This is a genomic window from Pseudomonas sp. PLMAX (assembly GCF_046042685.1).
GTDB classification, from domain to species: domain Bacteria; phylum Pseudomonadota; class Gammaproteobacteria; order Pseudomonadales; family Pseudomonadaceae; genus Aquipseudomonas; species Aquipseudomonas putida_AE.
In genome coordinates this window covers 675,082-692,537 of record NZ_CP064950.1, presented here as the reverse complement: position 1 = coordinate 692,537, position 17,456 = coordinate 675,082, and the positions used below count along the sequence as shown (strand labels likewise).

26 protein-coding genes and 3 tRNA genes are annotated in these 17,456 nt (G+C 54.3%); 3 read left to right on the top strand and 26 right to left on the bottom strand.

The genetic code is table 11. From position 1 onward, the window contains the following. Positions 1-6: 6 nt before the first annotated feature. The 3 genes from DKB71_RS36245 to DKB71_RS36235 all read right to left on the bottom strand — a co-directional run bounded on the left by DKB71_RS36245 (position 7) and on the right by DKB71_RS36235 (position 5,219). Positions 7-2,625: a DUF2201 family putative metallopeptidase gene (locus DKB71_RS36245; protein WP_408601425.1), complete on the bottom strand. Its 2,619-nt coding sequence runs from the start codon at positions 2,623-2,625 to the stop codon at positions 7-9. Positions 2,626-3,261: 636 nt separating this feature from the next. Continuing rightward, positions 3,262-4,542, bottom strand: coding sequence for an ATP-binding protein (locus DKB71_RS36240; RefSeq protein WP_408601423.1), 1,281 nt, complete (start codon positions 4,540-4,542; stop codon positions 3,262-3,264). A gap of 242 nt (positions 4,543-4,784) precedes the next feature. Then, the gene (locus DKB71_RS36235) at positions 4,785-5,219 is read right to left on the bottom strand and encodes a hypothetical protein (protein ID WP_408601421.1); all 435 of its coding nucleotides are present in this window, start codon (positions 5,217-5,219) and stop codon (positions 4,785-4,787) included. A gap of 136 nt (positions 5,220-5,355) precedes the next feature. Between DKB71_RS36235 and DKB71_RS36230 the strand changes: the two genes are divergently transcribed. Then, the gene (locus tag DKB71_RS36230; RefSeq protein WP_408601420.1) at positions 5,356-5,736 is read left to right on the top strand and encodes a hypothetical protein; all 381 of its coding nucleotides are present in this window, start codon (positions 5,356-5,358) and stop codon (positions 5,734-5,736) included. An 84-nt stretch (positions 5,737-5,820) separates the two neighbouring features. On the opposite strand, the gene DKB71_RS36225 is transcribed toward DKB71_RS36230, so the two are convergent. The 15 genes from DKB71_RS36225 to DKB71_RS36155 all read right to left on the bottom strand — a co-directional run bounded on the left by DKB71_RS36225 (position 5,821) and on the right by DKB71_RS36155 (position 13,937). Beyond that, positions 5,821-6,075, bottom strand: a complete 255-nt coding sequence (locus DKB71_RS36225; protein ID WP_408601419.1) for a hypothetical protein — start codon at positions 6,073-6,075, stop codon at positions 5,821-5,823. 53 nt (positions 6,076-6,128) lie between these two features. After that, positions 6,129-6,911 (bottom strand): hypothetical protein, encoded by a 783-nt coding sequence (locus tag DKB71_RS36220; RefSeq protein ID WP_408601418.1) that lies wholly within the window; start codon positions 6,909-6,911, stop codon positions 6,129-6,131. A 65-nt stretch (positions 6,912-6,976) separates the two neighbouring features. Then, positions 6,977-7,447 carry a hypothetical protein gene (locus DKB71_RS36215; protein WP_408601417.1) on the bottom strand — a complete coding sequence of 157 codons (471 nt, stop codon included), beginning with the start codon at positions 7,445-7,447 and terminating at the stop codon, positions 6,977-6,979. Positions 7,448-7,506: 59 nt separating this feature from the next. After that, positions 7,507-8,103 carry a hypothetical protein gene (locus DKB71_RS36210; RefSeq protein ID WP_408601416.1) on the bottom strand — a complete coding sequence of 199 codons (597 nt, stop codon included), beginning with the start codon at positions 8,101-8,103 and terminating at the stop codon, positions 7,507-7,509. A gap of 187 nt (positions 8,104-8,290) precedes the next feature. Next, positions 8,291-9,058: a hypothetical protein gene (locus tag DKB71_RS36205; protein WP_408601415.1), complete on the bottom strand. Its 768-nt coding sequence runs from the start codon at positions 9,056-9,058 to the stop codon at positions 8,291-8,293. A gap of 65 nt (positions 9,059-9,123) precedes the next feature. After that, entirely contained in the window at positions 9,124-9,525 is a 402-nt protein-coding gene (locus DKB71_RS36200) for a hypothetical protein (RefSeq protein WP_408601414.1), read from the bottom strand. 143 nt (positions 9,526-9,668) lie between these two features. Beyond that, on the bottom strand, positions 9,669-10,448 hold the full coding sequence (locus DKB71_RS36195) for a phosphoadenosine phosphosulfate reductase family protein (protein ID WP_408601413.1): 780 nt from the start codon (positions 10,446-10,448) through the stop codon (positions 9,669-9,671). A 70-nt stretch (positions 10,449-10,518) separates the two neighbouring features. Continuing rightward, the gene (locus tag DKB71_RS36190; RefSeq protein ID WP_408601412.1) at positions 10,519-10,773 is read right to left on the bottom strand and encodes a hypothetical protein; all 255 of its coding nucleotides are present in this window, start codon (positions 10,771-10,773) and stop codon (positions 10,519-10,521) included. Between the two features lie 310 nt (positions 10,774-11,083). After that, the gene (locus DKB71_RS36185) at positions 11,084-11,311 is read right to left on the bottom strand and encodes a hypothetical protein (protein WP_408601411.1); all 228 of its coding nucleotides are present in this window, start codon (positions 11,309-11,311) and stop codon (positions 11,084-11,086) included. A 92-nt stretch (positions 11,312-11,403) separates the two neighbouring features. Continuing rightward, positions 11,404-11,625 carry a hypothetical protein gene (locus DKB71_RS36180; protein ID WP_408601410.1) on the bottom strand — a complete coding sequence of 74 codons (222 nt, stop codon included), beginning with the start codon at positions 11,623-11,625 and terminating at the stop codon, positions 11,404-11,406. 153 nt (positions 11,626-11,778) lie between these two features. After that, positions 11,779-12,000: a hypothetical protein gene (locus DKB71_RS36175; RefSeq protein ID WP_408601409.1), complete on the bottom strand. Its 222-nt coding sequence runs from the start codon at positions 11,998-12,000 to the stop codon at positions 11,779-11,781. A 13-nt stretch (positions 12,001-12,013) separates the two neighbouring features. Then, a complete protein-coding gene (locus DKB71_RS36170) occupies positions 12,014-12,808 on the bottom strand; it encodes a hypothetical protein (protein WP_408601408.1) in 795 nt (264 codons plus the stop codon). A gap of 67 nt (positions 12,809-12,875) precedes the next feature. Then, the gene (locus DKB71_RS36165) at positions 12,876-13,121 is read right to left on the bottom strand and encodes a hypothetical protein (protein WP_408601407.1); all 246 of its coding nucleotides are present in this window, start codon (positions 13,119-13,121) and stop codon (positions 12,876-12,878) included. A 5-nt stretch (positions 13,122-13,126) separates the two neighbouring features. Further along, entirely contained in the window at positions 13,127-13,429 is a 303-nt protein-coding gene (locus DKB71_RS36160) for a hypothetical protein (protein WP_408601406.1), read from the bottom strand. A 139-nt stretch (positions 13,430-13,568) separates the two neighbouring features. Next, entirely contained in the window at positions 13,569-13,937 is a 369-nt protein-coding gene (locus tag DKB71_RS36155) for a hypothetical protein (RefSeq protein ID WP_408601405.1), read from the bottom strand. A gap of 162 nt (positions 13,938-14,099) precedes the next feature. Between DKB71_RS36155 and DKB71_RS36150 the strand changes: the two genes are divergently transcribed. Continuing rightward, positions 14,100-14,513 carry a hypothetical protein gene (locus tag DKB71_RS36150; RefSeq protein WP_408601404.1) on the top strand — a complete coding sequence of 138 codons (414 nt, stop codon included), beginning with the start codon at positions 14,100-14,102 and terminating at the stop codon, positions 14,511-14,513. 16 nt (positions 14,514-14,529) lie between these two features. On the opposite strand, the gene DKB71_RS36145 is transcribed toward DKB71_RS36150, so the two are convergent. From DKB71_RS36145 to DKB71_RS36110, 8 genes are all read right to left on the bottom strand, one after another. Then, complete coding sequence (locus DKB71_RS36145; protein ID WP_408601403.1) at positions 14,530-14,946, bottom strand: hypothetical protein; 417 nt, start codon at positions 14,944-14,946, stop codon at positions 14,530-14,532. After that, positions 14,943-15,311, bottom strand: a complete 369-nt coding sequence (locus tag DKB71_RS36140) for a hypothetical protein (RefSeq protein ID WP_408601402.1) — start codon at positions 15,309-15,311, stop codon at positions 14,943-14,945. The genes DKB71_RS36145 and DKB71_RS36140 overlap by 4 nt, the downstream gene beginning before the upstream one ends. A gap of 53 nt (positions 15,312-15,364) precedes the next feature. Beyond that, positions 15,365-15,577, bottom strand: coding sequence for a hypothetical protein (locus DKB71_RS36135; RefSeq protein ID WP_408601401.1), 213 nt, complete (start codon positions 15,575-15,577; stop codon positions 15,365-15,367). Positions 15,578-15,732: 155 nt separating this feature from the next. Next, positions 15,733-15,809 (bottom strand) — tRNA-Arg (locus DKB71_RS36130). Between the two features lie 234 nt (positions 15,810-16,043). After that, positions 16,044-16,117, bottom strand: a tRNA-Gly gene (locus tag DKB71_RS36125). A gap of 70 nt (positions 16,118-16,187) precedes the next feature. Next, positions 16,188-16,264: transfer RNA gene (locus tag DKB71_RS36120), tRNA-Arg, on the bottom strand. A 98-nt stretch (positions 16,265-16,362) separates the two neighbouring features. Beyond that, positions 16,363-16,566 (bottom strand): hypothetical protein, encoded by a 204-nt coding sequence (locus DKB71_RS36115; protein WP_408601400.1) that lies wholly within the window; start codon positions 16,564-16,566, stop codon positions 16,363-16,365. An 82-nt stretch (positions 16,567-16,648) separates the two neighbouring features. Continuing rightward, complete coding sequence (locus DKB71_RS36110; RefSeq protein ID WP_408601399.1) at positions 16,649-16,813, bottom strand: hypothetical protein; 165 nt, start codon at positions 16,811-16,813, stop codon at positions 16,649-16,651. 210 nt (positions 16,814-17,023) lie between these two features. Here DKB71_RS36110 and DKB71_RS36105 point away from each other — a divergent pair, with 210 nt between their 5' ends. Then, positions 17,024-17,371 carry a hypothetical protein gene (locus DKB71_RS36105; protein ID WP_408601398.1) on the top strand — a complete coding sequence of 116 codons (348 nt, stop codon included), beginning with the start codon at positions 17,024-17,026 and terminating at the stop codon, positions 17,369-17,371. The last annotated feature ends 85 nt before the right edge of the window (positions 17,372-17,456 follow it).

Below are 17,456 nucleotides of genomic sequence, written 5' to 3'. Positions count from 1 at the left end.
CCTTGGCTAGATGTCATCCATGATGACGTGCTCACCCCATTCCTTGGTTGGAGCCGTCTGGCCTGGGTTCGTCAACCAGAGAACATGCTGGCGCAGGCCACGAGGCGGCTTCTCAGGCACTCTGATCGCACCGTCAGTGAACGCGCAGATCATATGACCCTTGCCGGTGTTCTCTTTAGCCATCTCCTGCCAGATCATTTCGAAGGCCGGAGTAAAGTCCGATCCGCCCAAGCCATTGAGCTTGAACTGCTTCTTGTTGATCATTTCCATGGCTTCTCTGGTGTTCATCCTTGCCGTTACACCAACGTCGCACTGGATGACCACGATCTCCATACCCTGGTTGTTAGCCAGACGCTCGATCAAGCCCATGGACTTCTTGAGGTTATCCAGATCCTTGCCTTGCATCATCGAATAGCTGGTGTCCTGGATCACGAACATCTTCGCTTCGTTTCTGACGAGCCCCTTACGCATCATGTGGCCAGGCATAAAGGTGTTGCGATTGTTCGGCTTTGAGAAGGTCTTCTTGGTCTCACGACCGTAGTTACCGAAGTACTTCTTCATCTTCCTGGTGAACCCCAACGGCGGATACAGAATGTCGTTGATGTCCTTTTGCAGCCATGAAGGGAGCGTACCCATCATCTTGTTTGGGGCCAGCATATCTTCCTGAATAGCCCGGTTGAACGACTGGCGCTTACGGGCATCCGTCTGCTCAGGCGTTTCGTTTTTGTAAGGATTACCGGGGATGTCATCGCAATCGATAGCAATGTCATTTTCCAGGTGATTGACGCCCAGTTCCTTGGCCATCTCCTTCATGGCTTCATCATAGGCACCCTGATCCATCATGTCCTCGCCGGAGGCCATCCTTTGGTCAAGACCATTTGTTCCGCCCTTTTGCCCGCTCAACGAGTTGGCGAGCTCCTGCTTGACGTCAGAGAGAACATCCTCGACGTCTTTACGGGCGTTTGCCTCAGACTTCTGAGGGCCGTTGTAACCGCCTTCATTGCCCGGCTGAGACTGACCTTGTGGTGACTGACCGCTTTGAGCACCCTGAGATCCTGAGCCACTCGGAGAGCCAGCACCCTGAGACGGGCTCCCGCCCTGGGATCCGCCTGGCTGACCTGGGCTGCCACCACCATTAGTCATATCGCCCGAACCGTCTTCTGCAGAAGGTTCGCCACCCTCACCGCCCGGTTGAGGCTGACCTTGCTTACCAGCTTCCTGGCCTGGGCCGCTTTCACCTGGCTCGCCTGAATTACCCGGCTCATTGCCGTTTTCAGATTGATCACCTTCCTGACCAGGCTCCCCACCTTCTTGGGACGGGCCTTGGTCATCACCTTTCTCGTTACCCTGCTCTGGCTCACCAGGCTCTGGCGCCTGCTTATTTTCAGCTGGACGATCCTCAGGATGCTTGGTCACCTTGTCGACGTACTCATCGGCAGCCTTATCGAGATCCTTCTGGAGGTCTTCAAGGTTCTGCTCCTGGGAGGTCTCCGGAGTAATGTCGTCGTACTCGTCGCTGATCCGCTGCTGTTCCTTCTCGGCGTAGTCGAGAATGGACTGGTTCATGTCCTCTTTCAGCTTGTCCTTAGGATCCTGAGGACGAGCAGACTGATCAGCTTCTGGCTGTTGGCCTTGGTCACCAGCCTCAGGGCTGTTTTGATCTTGAGGTTGGCCAGGCTGAGGATTGGTCTGATCTTGTGGCTGACTCGGCTCCTCAGGCTTCTGAGAGTCCTGCGGTTCCTGACCAGGCTCACCTGGCTCATTACCTTCACCTGGCTCTGGTGATGGCTGAGATGGTTCCTCCGGCTTGTCTTCCTTCTCGTGAGGGTTGTTCGTCGCTTGATCTACCTCGACGCCCGTATTGACCCAGGAGATGCTCTCCAAGTCAGAGAGGATATCGTCGAACTCGGCGATTCGCTTTTCCAGTTCTGGATTGGCGGTACGAGTCTTGGCGTTTGCCAGACTCTGCGCGTTACCCAGTTTTTCGAAGCCCTTCACTAGAGACTCGCGAAGCGCTTTATTGATTGCCTCTTTGCGTTCCCATTCAGCCTTTTGAGCTGGATCGGTCATCATCTCTTTGAAGCGAGCTTTGGCAGCTTCTGCTTTTTCCTGGATGCCTTTGTTCAGGATGAGGTAAACCTCTTCACCCGATTTGTCGCGGTATTTCAAGTCGTGAAGAACGTTCGGCGGAAGCTTGATGTTCAGCTTCACGTGCTTACCATTGGATTTCGTGAACGAGATTTCGGCCAACGACTTGACGATGATGTCGTTGATGACGAAGTCGTGCGCCCAGTTTGCGACCTGGAGCTTAAGCCCCTTGAAGCGCTTCCAGAAGTCCAAGGCCATGTGGAGCGCCTCATGAACCAGTACGGCGATGATCTCGCCTGGCTCAAGGGAACGCATGAAGTCTTCGTTGTAAACGATAGACCCCTTCTCCGACACGCCGATGGTAGGGACGCTCTTGGAGGGGCCGGCGATCCACAGCTCAGTGGCCAGAACACCAAAGAACGGGTTGTGCGTTCTCAGCTCCATCGCAAGGAACTTGATCCGTTGGAACAGCGCCTGGTCGAACTCCTCGTCCATTTTCGGTTTGTATTTCAGTAGCTCAGTCGCCTGCGCGCCCATCCCAAGACTCCAACCTAAAACTCTAATAGATCAATTCTGGCATGGGAGCACAGAGCGGCACCACAAAAGCCGTCACGATCCCGGCAATTTTTGCCCATCGATTTCAAATCGCTTGACCCCTGCCCTAGAGCCCTTGGAGACCTGGCTTACGCCCTCTAGATGTTGTTCGACATCAATCTATGATTTAACCGCATTCATGGGTTTGACGTGTTCCTCCTTCGCCGTCCCCCGCACCCCACCAGACAGCTTTTGATTTCGCTTTTGCCCTGAAGACAGCCTTTAAAAACAGATGATGTCTTAATCTTAAGATCAAAAACATACAATCCCTATTCCAACCCTAAAATATAGAAACCATTCAATGCTCGTCCGCTTTTGATCTGCCCAGCTGTTTGGCCTCAAACAAAAGCCTTAATGCCTTTCCAGGCTATTAGAGCAAAGCGAAGTTGATTAAAAGCAAAAGCCAGATGATTTGACATCAAAAGCCAAAGCAAAAACATGATGGCTTAACGTCAAAAGCAAGAGCAAAGAGTTATGACCAAGGTCAAGATCAAAAGCCGAGGCAAAGCCTTGTAGTGAGAAGATCAAAAGCCAATACTTTCGGCCAAAAGAAAAGCCCCCTTTCGGGGGCTTCGATTCTTACCTGGAAGGTGAATCGCCTTTGTCCATCAGTTCGCTTACTTCCTTGATGTTTTTCATCACACCTGGGAAGTTCGCGCTGACAAGGACAGGGTCAACACCTGGCAGACCCCAGCCGTAACCGGCCAGCTGGCCGACCAGCGTTTCTTTTGGATCGTGCGCCAGCTTCATCGCCAGATAACGGATGCAGAATGCGCCCATTTCGTGGTCTTGCTGCATCAGGCGAGCAACCACGTTACAGAACTTCATAACGAGCGCTTCTTTTTCGGCGATTTCTTTCTTGCCGTACTTATTGCCGCTGGTCTCGTTGATCTTCTCGTTCAACGCCAGGCAGTATTGGCGCACTGAGTGAGCAGTCGCGTAAACACAGGCCTTGTCGTTTTTCTTCTCGAGCGACAGCCTTGTCCACATGTCGGGATCGTTGAACAGCTCTTTCGCAGTCGGGTAGTCGTACATGGTCTTGGCGAAAGTTTCAAAAGCCGAGCCAGTTTTCGTACCGACCAGGGAATTGACGTAGTCGGTTTGCGTTGGGAACAGGATGTTGCCCTGGAAGTGCTTCAGACCGCCCCATTTCTTCATGGTGCTGGTACCAAGGGTCGTCCAGAGTCGAGGGCAACCGCCTGCTCCGTTCTCGTCGAAGCACTTATTGTCCATTTCCTGGTTGGCGCGGTCTGGAGCGAAGAAATCGGAGTTCTGGCTTAAGAAACCAGCGACGATTGGGTCGAGGTTCTTGTTAACCGGCAGCTCCATCCAGCGCTCGAAGTTAGCCTTGTACTGGATGAAGTGGCTTCGGCCCATCAACGCGTTGCTCCACTCGATGGCGTAGGCGCCGTCAGTGGTGTTGTTACCCGTCATCGCGATCACGATGTTCGGGCCGAGTTGGTGTTCGCCAACGCGACCGAACTGCACCAGCTCAAGCATGGCGTTTTGTACGCTTTGGTCGGCACCCGTCACGTCATCGATCAGCAGCAGGCCAGGCTTATCGCCGCAGTTCTCTTCGAGCAGCTGCTCAAAGCCAGGCTCGGTGATTACCTGGTTGATAGTCCACTTGCTTCTTTGACCATTCTCACCCGCCTTGATCAGCTCTGGAACCGGGTAGGTCACCATGTCTTCTTTCGACCTGCCAGGAACAGCAAATCGCAGGAACGGGTCGCCAGGACGCTTCATGCCCATTGCGGCGTAGGTTTTCCCGATGCCGGGGCCACCGGTAAGAATCAGGCCAAAATAGCGGCCAGTGTCTTCCTGCCTCGCCAGCATGTCGTACTGAATGTCCAATTCCATGAAACTACCTCACCAATTGCATGCCGTGCTTGCTGTCACTTCTTTGCAGCGGATAAGCACTCTTTCACTTAACATATCAATGGAGAAATACCTCGTGCACGTATTTCCGCAAAAATCTGCGCGAGCTTAAGCTGGTCGGTGTCGAAATGCACGTCAAAAGCACAGCAAGCCGCGCTCTGCGCCGAAAAAAATCAAAGGCAAAGGCAGCCGCGCAAAGCGCCGAAGTGGATTTGTGTGGGGGCTTACTCTGGTGGGGTGTCCTTGGACTTAGCCATCATGGCTGCACGGGCGTCATTCACCAGTTTTTGACGCCTCATGAAACTGAACTCATCGAGCACCTCGAAGCGAATCTCAGTGAACTGAGCGGTGCGCTGGTGGAAGAAACCCCAGGGGTCGATCCAGCTCACTTCAAAGCTCATGGTCTCCGCATCACTCTCTGGGACGTTCATGCCGTTGATCAAGCCCTGGGGCCGGTAGATAACCCGCTCGCCCAGACGTCCCATCAGCTCGATACGAGTCTTGTCCTGGTACGCGAGCCTCAACTTTGCCACCGGAACCCCGGTGCGGGATGACTCTAACTCCATCAGCTTTTGAAGACGCCACACCTGGTGTTCTCCCCAGCTTGGCGAGAATTCATCCTTTGCGTAAAGGTGTGCTGATGGCAGCCGCTTGTTCAAAAGAAATCCCTGATTGAAATATTGCACACGGGGATTGTGGCAAAAAGCCTTCTTTTGGTCAAATTAAGAGAGGTTGAACGTATCTGACCAATCGACTATTTTCGACATCAATTGACAAACATCAGAGCGGGCTCTCATGCAGATCAATCTGTCACTTGTGGATGTTCATCCTGGCTTTGTCGCTGACGCTTTCGAAGAGCGTATCGCCCCTAAGCTCATTGACCACCTGTACACGGAATGCACGCTCGACCAGGATGGGATCAAGCGAGTTCTTCCCCTCCTCCGGAAGGCCTTCATGAGCGCCGGCAAGGGCCTCACAATGGAAGCCTACCTCCCAGATGCAGAAGATGGGGAAAAACCCTCCCAGGTTGACCAGGAGGACGCTCAGGCGTTCGTAAACGACCTGGCACTCAAAACCGGAAAGGTTATCGACGAGAACAGACTGACCATGATGATCAGCCTGGCAACGGCCCTGGCTGAGCAGGATGAGAAACTGGTGAAGAGAACCCGACACTGAGTTGCCGGTAGGTTCTATAGGCCTTACGGAATAGACGATTACCCCATGCATGAGGACAACCACTCGGGCGGTGGGCATGGTCACTCACGCCGGGCGATTACCGCTCATGAACAGACTCTGTACCCATGACTCCCTGAGGATGGCATCCAAGGCCTGATCCTTTTGCGCTTCAGCCTCAGCGATGGTCGGGCTCACCAGTAGGCGGTAGCCGCTGCCGGGGTAAGCCGCTTCCATTTCGGCCACCCGTGTACGGGTCTCCTCCAGGCTTGTGCAGAACGTCGTCAAGACGTGCTCACGCGACCCCATGTTCACCACTGCGATAACAAACGTCGTGCTCACGATACTGCTCCAGTAGGGCCCAGCTAGGCCCTCTCAAATGGTTTGCCGGCCCCTCAGGCTCGTTTTTTGTACTGGTAGGCGTCCTGTCGTAGGACTTCTCGAACAGCACGGGTGCGCGATGAATCAACCGGCCTACCCAGCGGGTCTGGAGTGGCCACGGTGCGAGCTTGGCTGATCTCACGAATGCGGCTGCGCATCCAGTTGGCGTCGGCGGTGTAGGTGGCGCCTGGGTTGTTGGCCAGCAGTACCGACAGCTTCTTCATCAGATCTGCCGTCAGGATGACACGCCCAAGGATGTGGAAATCCGTGTGGTTGAGGGTGGCAGCATCCTCAGCCCCCATGGCTGCCAGATTTGAGGGTATGCCTGCGCACAGGCGTTCCGTGCCGAAAATGGCTTTGGCTTTATCAAGAAGCTGGCCAGCGCTCAATTCACCGCACTGAAGAGGAACGATGACGCGAGCACCAGCGGCAATCCACTGGCTCACGCGGTCACGGTGCTCAGTCCAGAGTTCGAGGGTTGCGGCCTGATTCCCGATGACATCCGGTGCGACGATACTCAAGCCCTCAGGGCGAGAGGTCATCAGTAGGATGCTCTCGTAGACGCGGAACACACGCTCCCACACGACGGTTTCGCCCTTCTGGAATGCCGCGAAGGCCCCAGAGTCTACAAAGGCGGAGCCACCGTTATCGAGGTGGCGAGGCAGCACCAGATACGTCTTCGACAGATCTAGCAGGGTGGCGACGACACCGACCGGCACGCCTTCATCAACAGCGGCGCGAATATCCGACTTGGCTGACATGCCAGAGTGGAAAGCGAGATCCCAAGAAAAAGACATTCAGACATCCTTGTAATTGAATGGGGTGGCTCGGTTTCCCAAACCACCAGAGGCTTCCTGTCGACTTACCGCAACGTGGCGAGGATCTGCCCCAGGCCATGTTTCACGGTGCTGTGGAGGTCATTGTAGGTGTCGCCGGTTGGACACTCTTCAGCCTCGTTCAAGGCTGTGTCGGCGTCATCGACTTCAGCCAGCAGCTTGGTAACATCTGCTACGACCTGTTCAACCTTGCTCGCTGGGGTGTTGGTGTCGACCTTCACGATCTCGCGGGTGACCGGGTCGAGGATCAACTTGTATTCACTTTGGCTTTGATCGAAATCCAGGCGGAAAATCGGGTCACCCTTTTTGTGGGAGCCACCATCGCAGCGATACTTGGTGGTCAGCAGGTGATCAAGCAGGAGTTCAGTCCCATCCACGGTTTGAGCAAACCACTCGAACAGTTCGACAGGGTTTTTGAGCTGATTTGGATGATCGTCCACACCGTACAGGACGATTGCCGCTGGCTGGCCGATCTGAAAGCTAATGCGAGTGCCCATAAAGTTACTTTCCTTCCTGAATTCTGGGGAGTCTGGCCCGGCGTACCGGGCCATGGTAGTCAGATGAGGGCGATGCGGCCACGATGATCGACAATGCCGATGTGATCATTGGTGATGATGAAGTACTTAGGATCCTCGCTCTCCTCTTCCTCCTCCTCTTCCTCATCATCGGCGTGGGAGTCCAGATCAAGATGGAGTTCATCCCGCAGGAAGATGTTTTTTGCCTCTTCCTCGTCCTTGGCGAAGATAATGGCCACTGCATCATCGTCGTCCCCGCTCTCACGGCCACTCACAAGAAATACGTTCTTGCCAGATTCAGCGTGCCGAGCCTCTGCGATGTCAGACAAATCCAGAGTGCGGTACAGAGATTTGATCCGTTCAGCGTCGTGGATATCGCACGCCAGCGCAGTGTCCAGCAACGCAGGGACTTCTTCGGCGAAGTGGCGGAAAGCGCTGAGCTGTTCGACGATACGGGTAGTCAGACGCGGAGCTTCGAGTTCTTTCACGACGGAGTGCAGGAGGACGTGGGCGTCCAGGCCAACCATTTCGAAACGCTTGCTCAGGTCGGCCAGGATGAATTCAGCCTCTTTCAGAGCCTTGGTTTGTGCCTCACCCAGGATTGTGCTGGAGGACAGCTGGCCCAGGGTGAACATCATGTCTCGGTGCTTCATAGTCATGGTCGAATCCGCGTTGGTACAGGTGCTCGGGTGAATCCCGAGTCGTGCTATGAGTATACTGTTGATGTACTCATTAGACAATACATGGGCAATGTATTTTCACACTATACCGCGAATTTAATTTCATGAATTGACCCAGCCCGGAGACTGGGTCGAATGGCACCGCTTATCCCTTGGCGACCTCGTCGACAAACCGCTTAGGCACTTGCTTGTAATCACGGCCCAGCCCGTCCGTGAAGGTCTCAGGCAGCTTTCCACCTTCAAGGTAGGCCCAGGCCCTGCGGTTTTCGTCATCGCGCACAAGGACGATCACGTAGCGACACCCTTCAGGTGGGGTTTCGGCAGCCTTGCGCTTGGCTTCGGCGTAGGAGCCGCAGTGATCATGCTCCAGCACCTCGCCATCCTCGTGCTCTGCGGTGTCACCGTCAGCGACGATTTCAACGTCCCATTCGTAGCCTACGGACTGGCCTCGACGCGCTGCTTTGGTCGGGGCAGGTGCTGGCGCTTTCGGTGCCTGGACTACCTGGGGCAGCTCATCATCAGCATCCGGGGCGCCCAAACTGGATTCCCGTGCAGCCTTGAGCACAGCGAGAGCGTTGTTTTTTGCCTCCAAAAAGGACTCCACCTCACAACCGCTCTCCTCGAAAACGCTTTCGGCCTCCAGGCTGACCAGAGCAGCAAATGCAGAGTCCCGGCTAGCGAGTACGGCCAGCATGTCAGCCTCGGTGTAAAGACGCTCCTGGCGATCCTGCGGGCCGGTGCTCCAGTGGGTGGCATGATCCCAATGGTTATTCTGATCACGCCAGCGCCACTCAGCTACGCGCATTCCACGCAGCATTTCGCCAGACCAGTCACCGTCAACACGCATTAGGCCTGCTGGGGATCCTGCTGGCGCGGGCCTTATCAACAATTCCTGCTTGTTCGAAGTAGTCATCGGGCACTCCTTGCTTACTGGGTTTTGATAGCGGGAAAGCCCCCAGTATAGGGGCTTGAGATCGATCAGTAGTTGAACGATTGACGCACGACCACGGAGAACTCCCGGCGTTTGGTTCGATGGGCTTCAGCGTAGTAGCTGGCGCATCCGCAGCAATCGTACTCATGACCGCAGCCGCCACCGGAGAAGCTGTTGGCGATGGCACGATTCATCCAGTTGGTGAAGCTCACACCGTTACGACCAGTTACGCGACGATAGCTCTTGCGAGCGGCAACCAGTCCAGCAGGGCTCAACACGACAAGGTGTGCTGACGAGCCGCCATCCGATGCCTCTTCCTCAGCAGGGGCAGCAACCACGCGTGGTGCGGTTTTACGCGCATCGCACACCTGGGCCCAGTCGTCCAAGTGGGCATAGCCCAGGACGTAGCGAGTGGTCAGACGGCTTTCGATGCGGATGGCTGCTTTCATGTGTACCACTCCTTGACGCTTACCTGGGCAAGCCTAGAAGTGGCTGCCGTTTTAAAGAGTATAGCAATGCTATACCCTATCGGCAATATATATTCATTGTATACCATGAATTAGTACCAGAGCCCCAATGAAGGGGCTGGGCTTTAAGCCGTCAGCTCTAAGAGCGAGATACGACTCATGTGCATGGTGTACCCGGTGCGCTGCTCAAGGGCCACGTACTTGTCGAACAGCTCCGGGTTTTGCTTACGTCCGTTCTTCAGGTCGTGCTTGTTGGCCATGATGCAGAACAGGCAGCTCAGGCGGTCATTGCCCTCAGCATAAGCCCAGTGCGGCTTTTGCCCGGCGTCCTCGATGATGCCGAATACCTCAGGCGTCGAAAGGTTGTGAATCGGCAGCCACTCATACCACGTGTTGACGCTGTTGGAGTCGCGCTCATTGAGGCGGAACGGCACACGCTTGGCACGACCTGGGGATTCCTGGGCCCGCAGGCCTAGGCAGTTCACGATCACCTTAAAACCGTTGGCCTTGGCGTAGCGGCGCACTTCGCGCTGGATCGGGCCACGCTTCAGGTCGCTGGTGCATTGACGAGTCGATGCCGATGGCCAGCTCGGGACTTCTGGACGACTTTCAAAGCGACGTTCAACCATTTCCAGCAACGTTTTGGTTGCTGTGGCCACGATGAACGGCAGACCGGCTGCCGCTGCTTGATCCCGAGCCAGCTCCATCGCCCCAGGCCATTCCATTTCACCCAGCGAAGCATGCACAATAATCAGCTGCTTTGCTGGCACTCGCTTGATCAGGCGAATCAACATCGCGTGCGAATCCTTCCCGCCAGAATGATTTCCTACAAACAGAGCATTCTCTGCAACTAGTTGGTCGATCTGTTGATCGATCTGGTCTGAAACGGTCTGGCTGGCGCTCATATCGGTAGCTCTCTGGCGGTGTTCTGTACTGACTCAGCCCCATTGAAGGGGCTTGAGGTTGATGCCTGGGTTATTCGGGCAATAATTCAATAACGTTCGAGTCATGGAACGTTCGACTTTTACCCGAATCCATGTCGACACCGTTGATCACGCCGGCATTCTCTCCGGTCTGTGAATGGTGCCCAGTGACTTTGATGCGTAGCTTGGATTCGCCACGTTTCACCAGCACTTTGGTGCCCTCAGGGTACGCCCAACGCACGGCGGCGATCAGTACTCGCTGAGCTTCCTTGACCTGCTCCTTGGCTTGTTCAACGCTTTTAACCATCTTCTTGCTCTCCGTGTCGCTGGGTCTTTTACCGACAATGCCCCAGTGAAGGGGCCAGAGGATAATTGCCGGTAAGGGCTTAGAATTGACTGCGCTGTTCCTTTTTAAAGGTCGCGTACATGGCGGCACCGCCAATAAGAAACCCCACCACAAAGCAGATACAACCAACCAACACGATACCGGGGAGTTCTAGTGACGGTAGAGAATTCAGCATAAGCACCTCTTGGAAATGAAAGTGATCATTGGACTTTCATCAACGGCCAGCAGGCGCGAATGACGAATCTCCGTTGCTGACAATGCCAGCTTGGGCTTATTCAGGATCTAGCCACTCTTCTTCCCCGACGTCATAGCCAAGGATTTCATTGGCATGGTCACGATCTAGCGAGAAGAACACATCGAGCATGCCGGTCACGTCGGGCTCGCTCAACTTGACCTCAATCACGCCTTTTGCCAGCAAATCAGCCTTCATGGTGTCTGCTTCTGCTTGGTCGTGTGCTCGCCACCACATATGGCCAACGTTGATCGGTGTTTGGCTCATGAGGCGCCCCTTCATTCTGTATTCGATAAAGACATCGTAGATTCGTAGGTGACGCCGTCATTCCGGTCATCACCTGGCGAACCGTCGCAGCCCTAGTAGCCGCGCATTCCGTGAAGCTGCATCAGAAGAGAGGCCTTCGAGCGCTGTGGTTCCACCATGTACTCCAGCAGGTGATACGCATCAGCACCAGTGACCTCTTCAAGCATGACCTCTGGAGTTCTACCGTAATGCTCAGCGATGCTGTTGATGATCTCAGCCTTGGCTTCAGGCTTGATCGCGGCAAGAAACTCTTTGTTGCGGTTGGTTGTGGCCATGCTCTGTGTCCTCTGCGGGGCTTTGTTTGCTTGCAGTGAGTATAGCGTTCCTATACTGGTATGACAATATTTATTCATTGTATACCGTGAAATACTTTCCTGCGGACGAACCAAAAAGCCCCAACGAAGGGGCTTATGGTGAGCTATTGCTGTTTACGCAGGGACGGCGGAGAAGGTGACCCCTTTGGCTGGTAGGCCATCAGCGCCCTTGCACTCACGCTGGGCCTTGTCGGCTGCCGCATCAGCCTCTGGTTTGGTCTCAAAGACCAGAGCCTTCTTGATCGACAACATGCAGGAGGTGCCCCATTCTTCGCACCACGCGTGTAGATAGTCGAAGTTGCTTTTGCCGTAGCTGCGCTTGATGACGTAGGCCATGTCTCTTGCTCCGTTAAAAGGTTTGAACCTGAATGCCATTGAAGGCCCTGAGGTAAGCCTGAATCTGCTTTTGGGCATCACAGGCGGCGGTTGCTTTGAATGTCCAGCCCAGGAAGGTGCAAGCGTAGAACTCATCACCCTGCGGGCCAGATGCAACCAGCTCGCCTCCACCATGCCCACTGGTGCCGTTGATCGTGAATGTGAGGCTGTCATAGCCTGGGCATTCGCAATCGTCGTCACAGCTACAGGAGGAGCTGGTGCGCACCTCGATTACATTCGTTACCGGCTCAGTGACAGCCGTTGCTGGCGCCTGGGTCGACAGCTGGCGCTTCAAAGCAGCCTGGGCCTTTACTTTCACGCGGTCAGTCGGCGAGAAGACGGCGTCCGAGTTGCAGGTGAACATGACGCAAATCCGATCAGGATAAGGAATGATTCGCTCTATCCTGCGCAGTATCCCGAACTGACGCACGACCAGATCACCAACCCTTAACTCAGAGGCTGCCTTTGTGGAATCCACGGGTGGAATGTCGATCAGTACCGGGTCTTCAATGGCTGCACTGGTTGCCCTCGCCTCACCAAACCAGCCACCATCGTACCAAACATCGTTGGTCAACTCGGCCACATCATCAGCGTGCATGGAGACGGAGCCATCAACCTTGATCATCGACCAGCACACCTTGCCATTGACCAGCAAAAGAACCTCGCGATCCACACGGTGCTCCAGCTTGCCGAAGAGAAGCAAAGCCTTACCTGGGTTTGGCTCCAAGATCTGGAGATAGCTTTTCATGGCCGATTCGTAGGTGTGCATGCTGTTGATCCCTGATGTCCGTTACCGCGAAAGCCCCAATAAAGGGGCTTAGGCGAGCTGGCGCTGATTACGCCGCGAGTTGGGTCTTGAAGTTCAGCTGGTAGTCGTTTTTCTCCAGCGACTCGATGTAATGTTGGACTGGCTCGGTGCAGGACGCTGCGCCCTGCTCTTCGAAGCGCTTGATCCGCTCCCTGGCATCCTCTTCGCTGTCGCCCAGGTAGATCTGAAACGATGCAACGTGGACTGGCAGGCCGGCGTTGCTGGTGTACCAGACTTCGAGATAGGCCTTGATCTTACCGATAGTTGGGTGCATTTCGCTTACTCTCCATTGGGCTCAGGGGCATTCTTCATTGCTTCACCATCTGCGATGGCTTGTTGCTGAAGCCCGACGTACCAGGCGACGAAAGCCTTGGAGGTCGAGCACTCTTCTGCAGGCAGCTTGTCCAGAGGAACGCTGATATGGCAGACCGTGTGCGAAGGTTCACCATCACGGGAGCACACCAACAACTCGAAACGGCCACGAAACGACTCTTGAAAGCAGTAGAGACGCTTGTCGTCGGAAGTGTAGTAGACGCGGCTGTTGCCGTTATCAGTGTTCCTCAGCTTGAGTGCGGTCGGCATGTGAATCCCCTGTTGTTTCTGAGAGTATAGCGATCCTATACCGGTATGACAATATTTATTCATTGTATACCATGAATAAAGTCACTTTCAGAGGATCATGCAAAGCCCCCAGTTAGGGGCGATGGCCGGGGCATACCTCTTACAGGATGCCCAGCGTTTTCATGGTCTGGGTAACCTGCTCAACCAGCCACTCCGGCAGGTTGTTGTTACCACCCAAATCATTCCATTCCTCAATGGACATGCGCTCAACGACTGGCAGCCAGACCGAGGCGTCATTGTTCTCACAGTGCTCGTAAGTAAAGACACCGTCATCCCACTCCATCCCGGAGGCCGAGATTGCGTTGGTGATCGCTTCAGCCAGCAGCCACAAGCCACCCATCAACCAATCCCGTGCGATGCCATCGGATTGGGACGGATGATCTTCATCCAGCGGCAGCTCCCAAGCGACCAGCTCGCTCATGATGAAACCAGCGGTGATGTGATCGAATACTGCTGGTGGGTTCGACATGGAAACTCCTTAGATATGTGCGCTAACGGTGCGATTGCAGTGAGTATAGCGATGCTATACCCATATGACAATTTATATTCATCGTATACCGTGAAATGAGATGCTTGTGGAGATGTTTTCGGATCTGGCAGACTGCCTGCTCACTTCGACTGGAGAGCCAAAATGACTGACTGGAAGCACAACATCACCAAGGCCCTGGAAGCCGCTCAGAGCACTGCATTCACCTTTTCCGCACGAATGGATGACTACAGACGGTTTGATGGCGCTATCGAGATCCTGGGAGCCCAGATCGAGAGGGACGATGACTTTGATGACGAGGCTCTGCCATACCTACGGGTACGCAGCTCATCTGGGGAGGTCTTCTTTGCGGAGTGTCAGGAACTACGAAGCGATGACGCTGGCGCCTTGACCAGCTTGACTGAAGCAGTGGATCGGCCCTTCGCCCTCGCGAGAGAGGGCGGCTACGTCAGTCCTGGTGAGTTGATGGAGCATGGCACCGAGCAAGAACGATCCGGCTTCCTGTTAGACCTCCAGACGCAGAAAAGGCCAATCTCTTGGCCTTCTCCGTGCAACTGACAAGCTAACCTGGGTTTTAGCCCTTCGCAGGCTGAGGGGCTTCTACCGGCACGACGTACATGCGGTAAGCGGCATAGATCGTCCACGCGCCCAGGAAGAAACTCACCCAGGACATGCCCATAAAGTTCAGGACAACCCGCAGGATGCCGGCGATCAGGAACAGACAGACGAATCCACCGGCATGCGGTGCGCTGTGTTTACGCCACAGGCTCCAAACGATGGCCACGTCGATAATGCCGAACAGCAGGCCGACTCCCATGTAATAGCCCTTGCCGGCAGTAAAGACATCCAGCAAAAACAGAATCCCGGTCAGCAAGACCATATCGTTGCGGGAGAAGCGGCCCGGCTGACTGGCGTCGAAACGAAAGACCAGAGTGCTCCAGGCCACATCAATGACGTTTTTTAACAGGGTAATCAGGCTCATCGGGTTCATTGCTTTGCTTCCTCTTCTGCAATCCAGATATCGATTTGTCGTAGGGCTTCCGCAGCCCGTTGTTCTAAGTTGTGACGTGTAGCCCTCAACGCATCGAGACGCGTAGAGTGCATGGCTTTTGAGCCATGGGAACTGAGGCGTGGCTGAGACTCTGAGAAGGAGGTTCCGTGTCGGGATCCATCACTGACAGCACTTCTTGGCCATGCGTAGGTAAGGCTGACACTGCCCGGCAGGTAGCCTCGAATTTCGCCTGAATCTCCAATTGCCGGGGCTGGCAAGTCATATTCAACCGGAGCTGTGTGCCGCAACGCCAGCATCGCCTTGAGATGCTCCATTTGGGCAAGCTCAGTTTTGTTCATCGCCACGGCGTCATCTCCTTAAAATCAGGGTGTCAATATATGTCAATTCAATAGCAATATCAATGAATTGCCACTATACCGCGAAGTATTTTTTCATCGATCTTCACTGCCCTCGCCCGCAGACCCTGGCGGATCTTCTTCGGATCATGGGTGTTGAAGTAGATCGGCACTTTCGAGTTCTCTACCTGGGCTACGGCGAGAGGCTGTTGGTGGATGTTGACGCTGAGGTTGACCGAAAGGAGGGTTTTGATTTGAGGGGCAAGAGGCGACATTGTTTGCTCACAAAAAAAACGCCCCGCCAGTTTCCTGAAGGGGCGTAAAAATAACCAGAGAGATACAGCAACAGAGCAGGGAAAAACAGCACAGCAGGGACAGCAGGCACAACAAATTTCATGAAGCATTCAACGACGTAAGTCATTGATAAAACTGGTGTTAGGAGCGAGATTCGAACTCGCGGCCTGTCGCTTAGGAGGCAACCGCTCTATCCAGCTGAGCTATCCCAACAAGAAACTGTATTCGAGAACCTCAAGGGGTAGCCTGGAATCGAACCAGGGCCTCGGCCCAGCCAGCCAGCATTTCTGCCGCTTAACCTGCCCGCTATACCAATCGCGTTCTAGCCTTTCACGTCGTCACGTGTTGAGGTTCTCGAATACACACTACTTACGGGTAGTGAATCGCTCAAACCACCATCACCGGCTGGCCATTTGCAGCTTGGCCAGCCCATGATGCTTCAAAATATGGAGCGGGTAGAGGGAATCGAACCCTCAACATCAGCTTGGAAGGCTGAGGTTTTACCACTAAACTACACCCGCAGACCTGGGCTCTAACAGCTAACCCAGGAACTTCGTCACCAACCCCCACCACAGAAGCGCTGACTAAAGCTGGCGCACCCAGCAGGACTCGAACCTGCGACCATCCGCTTAGAAGGCGGATGCTCTATCCAGCTGAGCTATGGGCACTGGAATCTAAATTCTTCAGCGAAGGTGGTTAACCCCGCTCGATGTGTTCCAATCTACGCAGGTGTTGCCAACCTGTCAATACATGACAATAAAAAACATCATTGCTTGACGAATTTGCAGCTGGCCAGCGCCCGGAGGCGAGCAACAAAGGCCTTTTGATCCTCCCCCAGTGCCTTTACCTGTTTACCCATGGCCTTGCAGTCGCCAGTACTCAGGTTTGGATCACCAGTTTCGATGCGATTCGCCCACTGCTCCAGGGAGTTGCTGATCAGATCGGAATCCGACTGAGTCATTACGTTCATTGCGCCTCCTTAAGGCAACAAAAACCCGCACATGGCGGGTTTAAGAAATCTAAAAAGCCTTACAAATCAAAGACTTAGGCTGTCATTGACAAGCGTCGCAATCCGGCTCGTCGATGGAACAGGCCTTCGGGGCAGCTTGCCCGGTAACGTCTTTCAGGAAGTCGCCACCCTCAGCGTCGTCAGCGGCATCCCACGAAAAGGCTGGGGCAGCCTGGACTTCAGCTGGTTTCTCTTGAGCTTCGCTCATTGGTGTATCTCCAGTAATTGAACGTTGAGAGATCAATAATAGACCCTGCGCCGACCCTCAATCAACAATATTGGCCAATCAAAACGACGAGCGCGGATTTTTCGTCAATGTTCACTTTATAGCGAAAGGCCTGTGTTTGCTGATTGCATGCCGCTATTTAATAAGTATACTCTCAGCATACTGTTTACCCGTATTCTGCTGGAGATCGAAATGGCCAAGAAATCCCCAAAAACCCCAGACCTGTTGAAACTCAAGGCCGAGATCACCCGCCGCTCTTACTGTGTCGAGATCCCCATGGATGATTTCACAGCTGTCGAGCGTGCCGAGGACATCCTGGGTGGAGCCCCGTTGGCAAACAACAGCATTTGCGACCAGCTCACCAAACTACTTCGCGCCGCCGAGGTTGAATACAACGGCCACTTCGGAAACAACATTTTCTTCTCCCTGGACGTCGAAGAGGACACGAAGCGCAATCACGGCAAGATCCTGACAATTATCCGCAATCAAATCATCAAGGCCCGTCGTTACGTTGCCCGGATGGACAAGCAGAAAGCATAAGCAGAATTAATGGCATTAAATTGCTAAAAACCCTGTTTTTACTGATTGCGCGATGATTTTTTATGAGTATACTGACGCCATACTG

Excerpts from the sequence above, each read along its gene's own strand:
- DKB71_RS36245 (WP_408601425.1), bottom strand. The coding sequence starts at position 2,625 with ATGGGCGCGCAGGCGACTGAGCTACTGAAATACAAACCGAAAATGGAC.
- DKB71_RS36240 (WP_408601423.1), bottom strand. The coding sequence starts at position 4,542 with ATGGAATTGGACATTCAGTACGACATGCTGGCGAGGCAGGAAGACACT.
- DKB71_RS36230 (WP_408601420.1), top strand. The coding sequence starts at position 5,356 with ATGCAGATCAATCTGTCACTTGTGGATGTTCATCCTGGCTTTGTCGCT.
- DKB71_RS36220 (WP_408601418.1), bottom strand. The coding sequence starts at position 6,911 with ATGTCTTTTTCTTGGGATCTCGCTTTCCACTCTGGCATGTCAGCCAAG.
- DKB71_RS36215 (WP_408601417.1), bottom strand. The coding sequence starts at position 7,447 with ATGGGCACTCGCATTAGCTTTCAGATCGGCCAGCCAGCGGCAATCGTC.
- DKB71_RS36210 (WP_408601416.1), bottom strand. The coding sequence starts at position 8,103 with ATGATGTTCACCCTGGGCCAGCTGTCCTCCAGCACAATCCTGGGTGAG.
- DKB71_RS36205 (WP_408601415.1), bottom strand. The coding sequence starts at position 9,058 with ATGACTACTTCGAACAAGCAGGAATTGTTGATAAGGCCCGCGCCAGCA.
- DKB71_RS36200 (WP_408601414.1), bottom strand. The coding sequence starts at position 9,525 with ATGAAAGCAGCCATCCGCATCGAAAGCCGTCTGACCACTCGCTACGTC.
- DKB71_RS36195 (WP_408601413.1), bottom strand. The coding sequence starts at position 10,448 with ATGAGCGCCAGCCAGACCGTTTCAGACCAGATCGATCAACAGATCGAC.
- DKB71_RS36190 (WP_408601412.1), bottom strand. The coding sequence starts at position 10,773 with ATGGTTAAAAGCGTTGAACAAGCCAAGGAGCAGGTCAAGGAAGCTCAG.
- DKB71_RS36185 (WP_408601411.1), bottom strand. The coding sequence starts at position 11,311 with ATGAGCCAAACACCGATCAACGTTGGCCATATGTGGTGGCGAGCACAC.
- DKB71_RS36180 (WP_408601410.1), bottom strand. The coding sequence starts at position 11,625 with ATGGCCACAACCAACCGCAACAAAGAGTTTCTTGCCGCGATCAAGCCT.
- DKB71_RS36175 (WP_408601409.1), bottom strand. The coding sequence starts at position 12,000 with ATGGCCTACGTCATCAAGCGCAGCTACGGCAAAAGCAACTTCGACTAT.
- DKB71_RS36170 (WP_408601408.1), bottom strand. The coding sequence starts at position 12,808 with ATGCACACCTACGAATCGGCCATGAAAAGCTATCTCCAGATCTTGGAG.
- DKB71_RS36165 (WP_408601407.1), bottom strand. The coding sequence starts at position 13,121 with ATGCACCCAACTATCGGTAAGATCAAGGCCTATCTCGAAGTCTGGTAC.
- DKB71_RS36160 (WP_408601406.1), bottom strand. The coding sequence starts at position 13,429 with ATGCCGACCGCACTCAAGCTGAGGAACACTGATAACGGCAACAGCCGC.
- DKB71_RS36155 (WP_408601405.1), bottom strand. The coding sequence starts at position 13,937 with ATGTCGAACCCACCAGCAGTATTCGATCACATCACCGCTGGTTTCATC.
- DKB71_RS36150 (WP_408601404.1), top strand. The coding sequence starts at position 14,100 with ATGACTGACTGGAAGCACAACATCACCAAGGCCCTGGAAGCCGCTCAG.
- DKB71_RS36145 (WP_408601403.1), bottom strand. The coding sequence starts at position 14,946 with ATGAACCCGATGAGCCTGATTACCCTGTTAAAAAACGTCATTGATGTG.
- DKB71_RS36135 (WP_408601401.1), bottom strand. The coding sequence starts at position 15,577 with ATGTCGCCTCTTGCCCCTCAAATCAAAACCCTCCTTTCGGTCAACCTC.
- DKB71_RS36115 (WP_408601400.1), bottom strand. The coding sequence starts at position 16,566 with ATGAACGTAATGACTCAGTCGGATTCCGATCTGATCAGCAACTCCCTG.
- DKB71_RS36110 (WP_408601399.1), bottom strand. The coding sequence starts at position 16,813 with ATGAGCGAAGCTCAAGAGAAACCAGCTGAAGTCCAGGCTGCCCCAGCC.
- DKB71_RS36105 (WP_408601398.1), top strand. The coding sequence starts at position 17,024 with ATGGCCAAGAAATCCCCAAAAACCCCAGACCTGTTGAAACTCAAGGCC.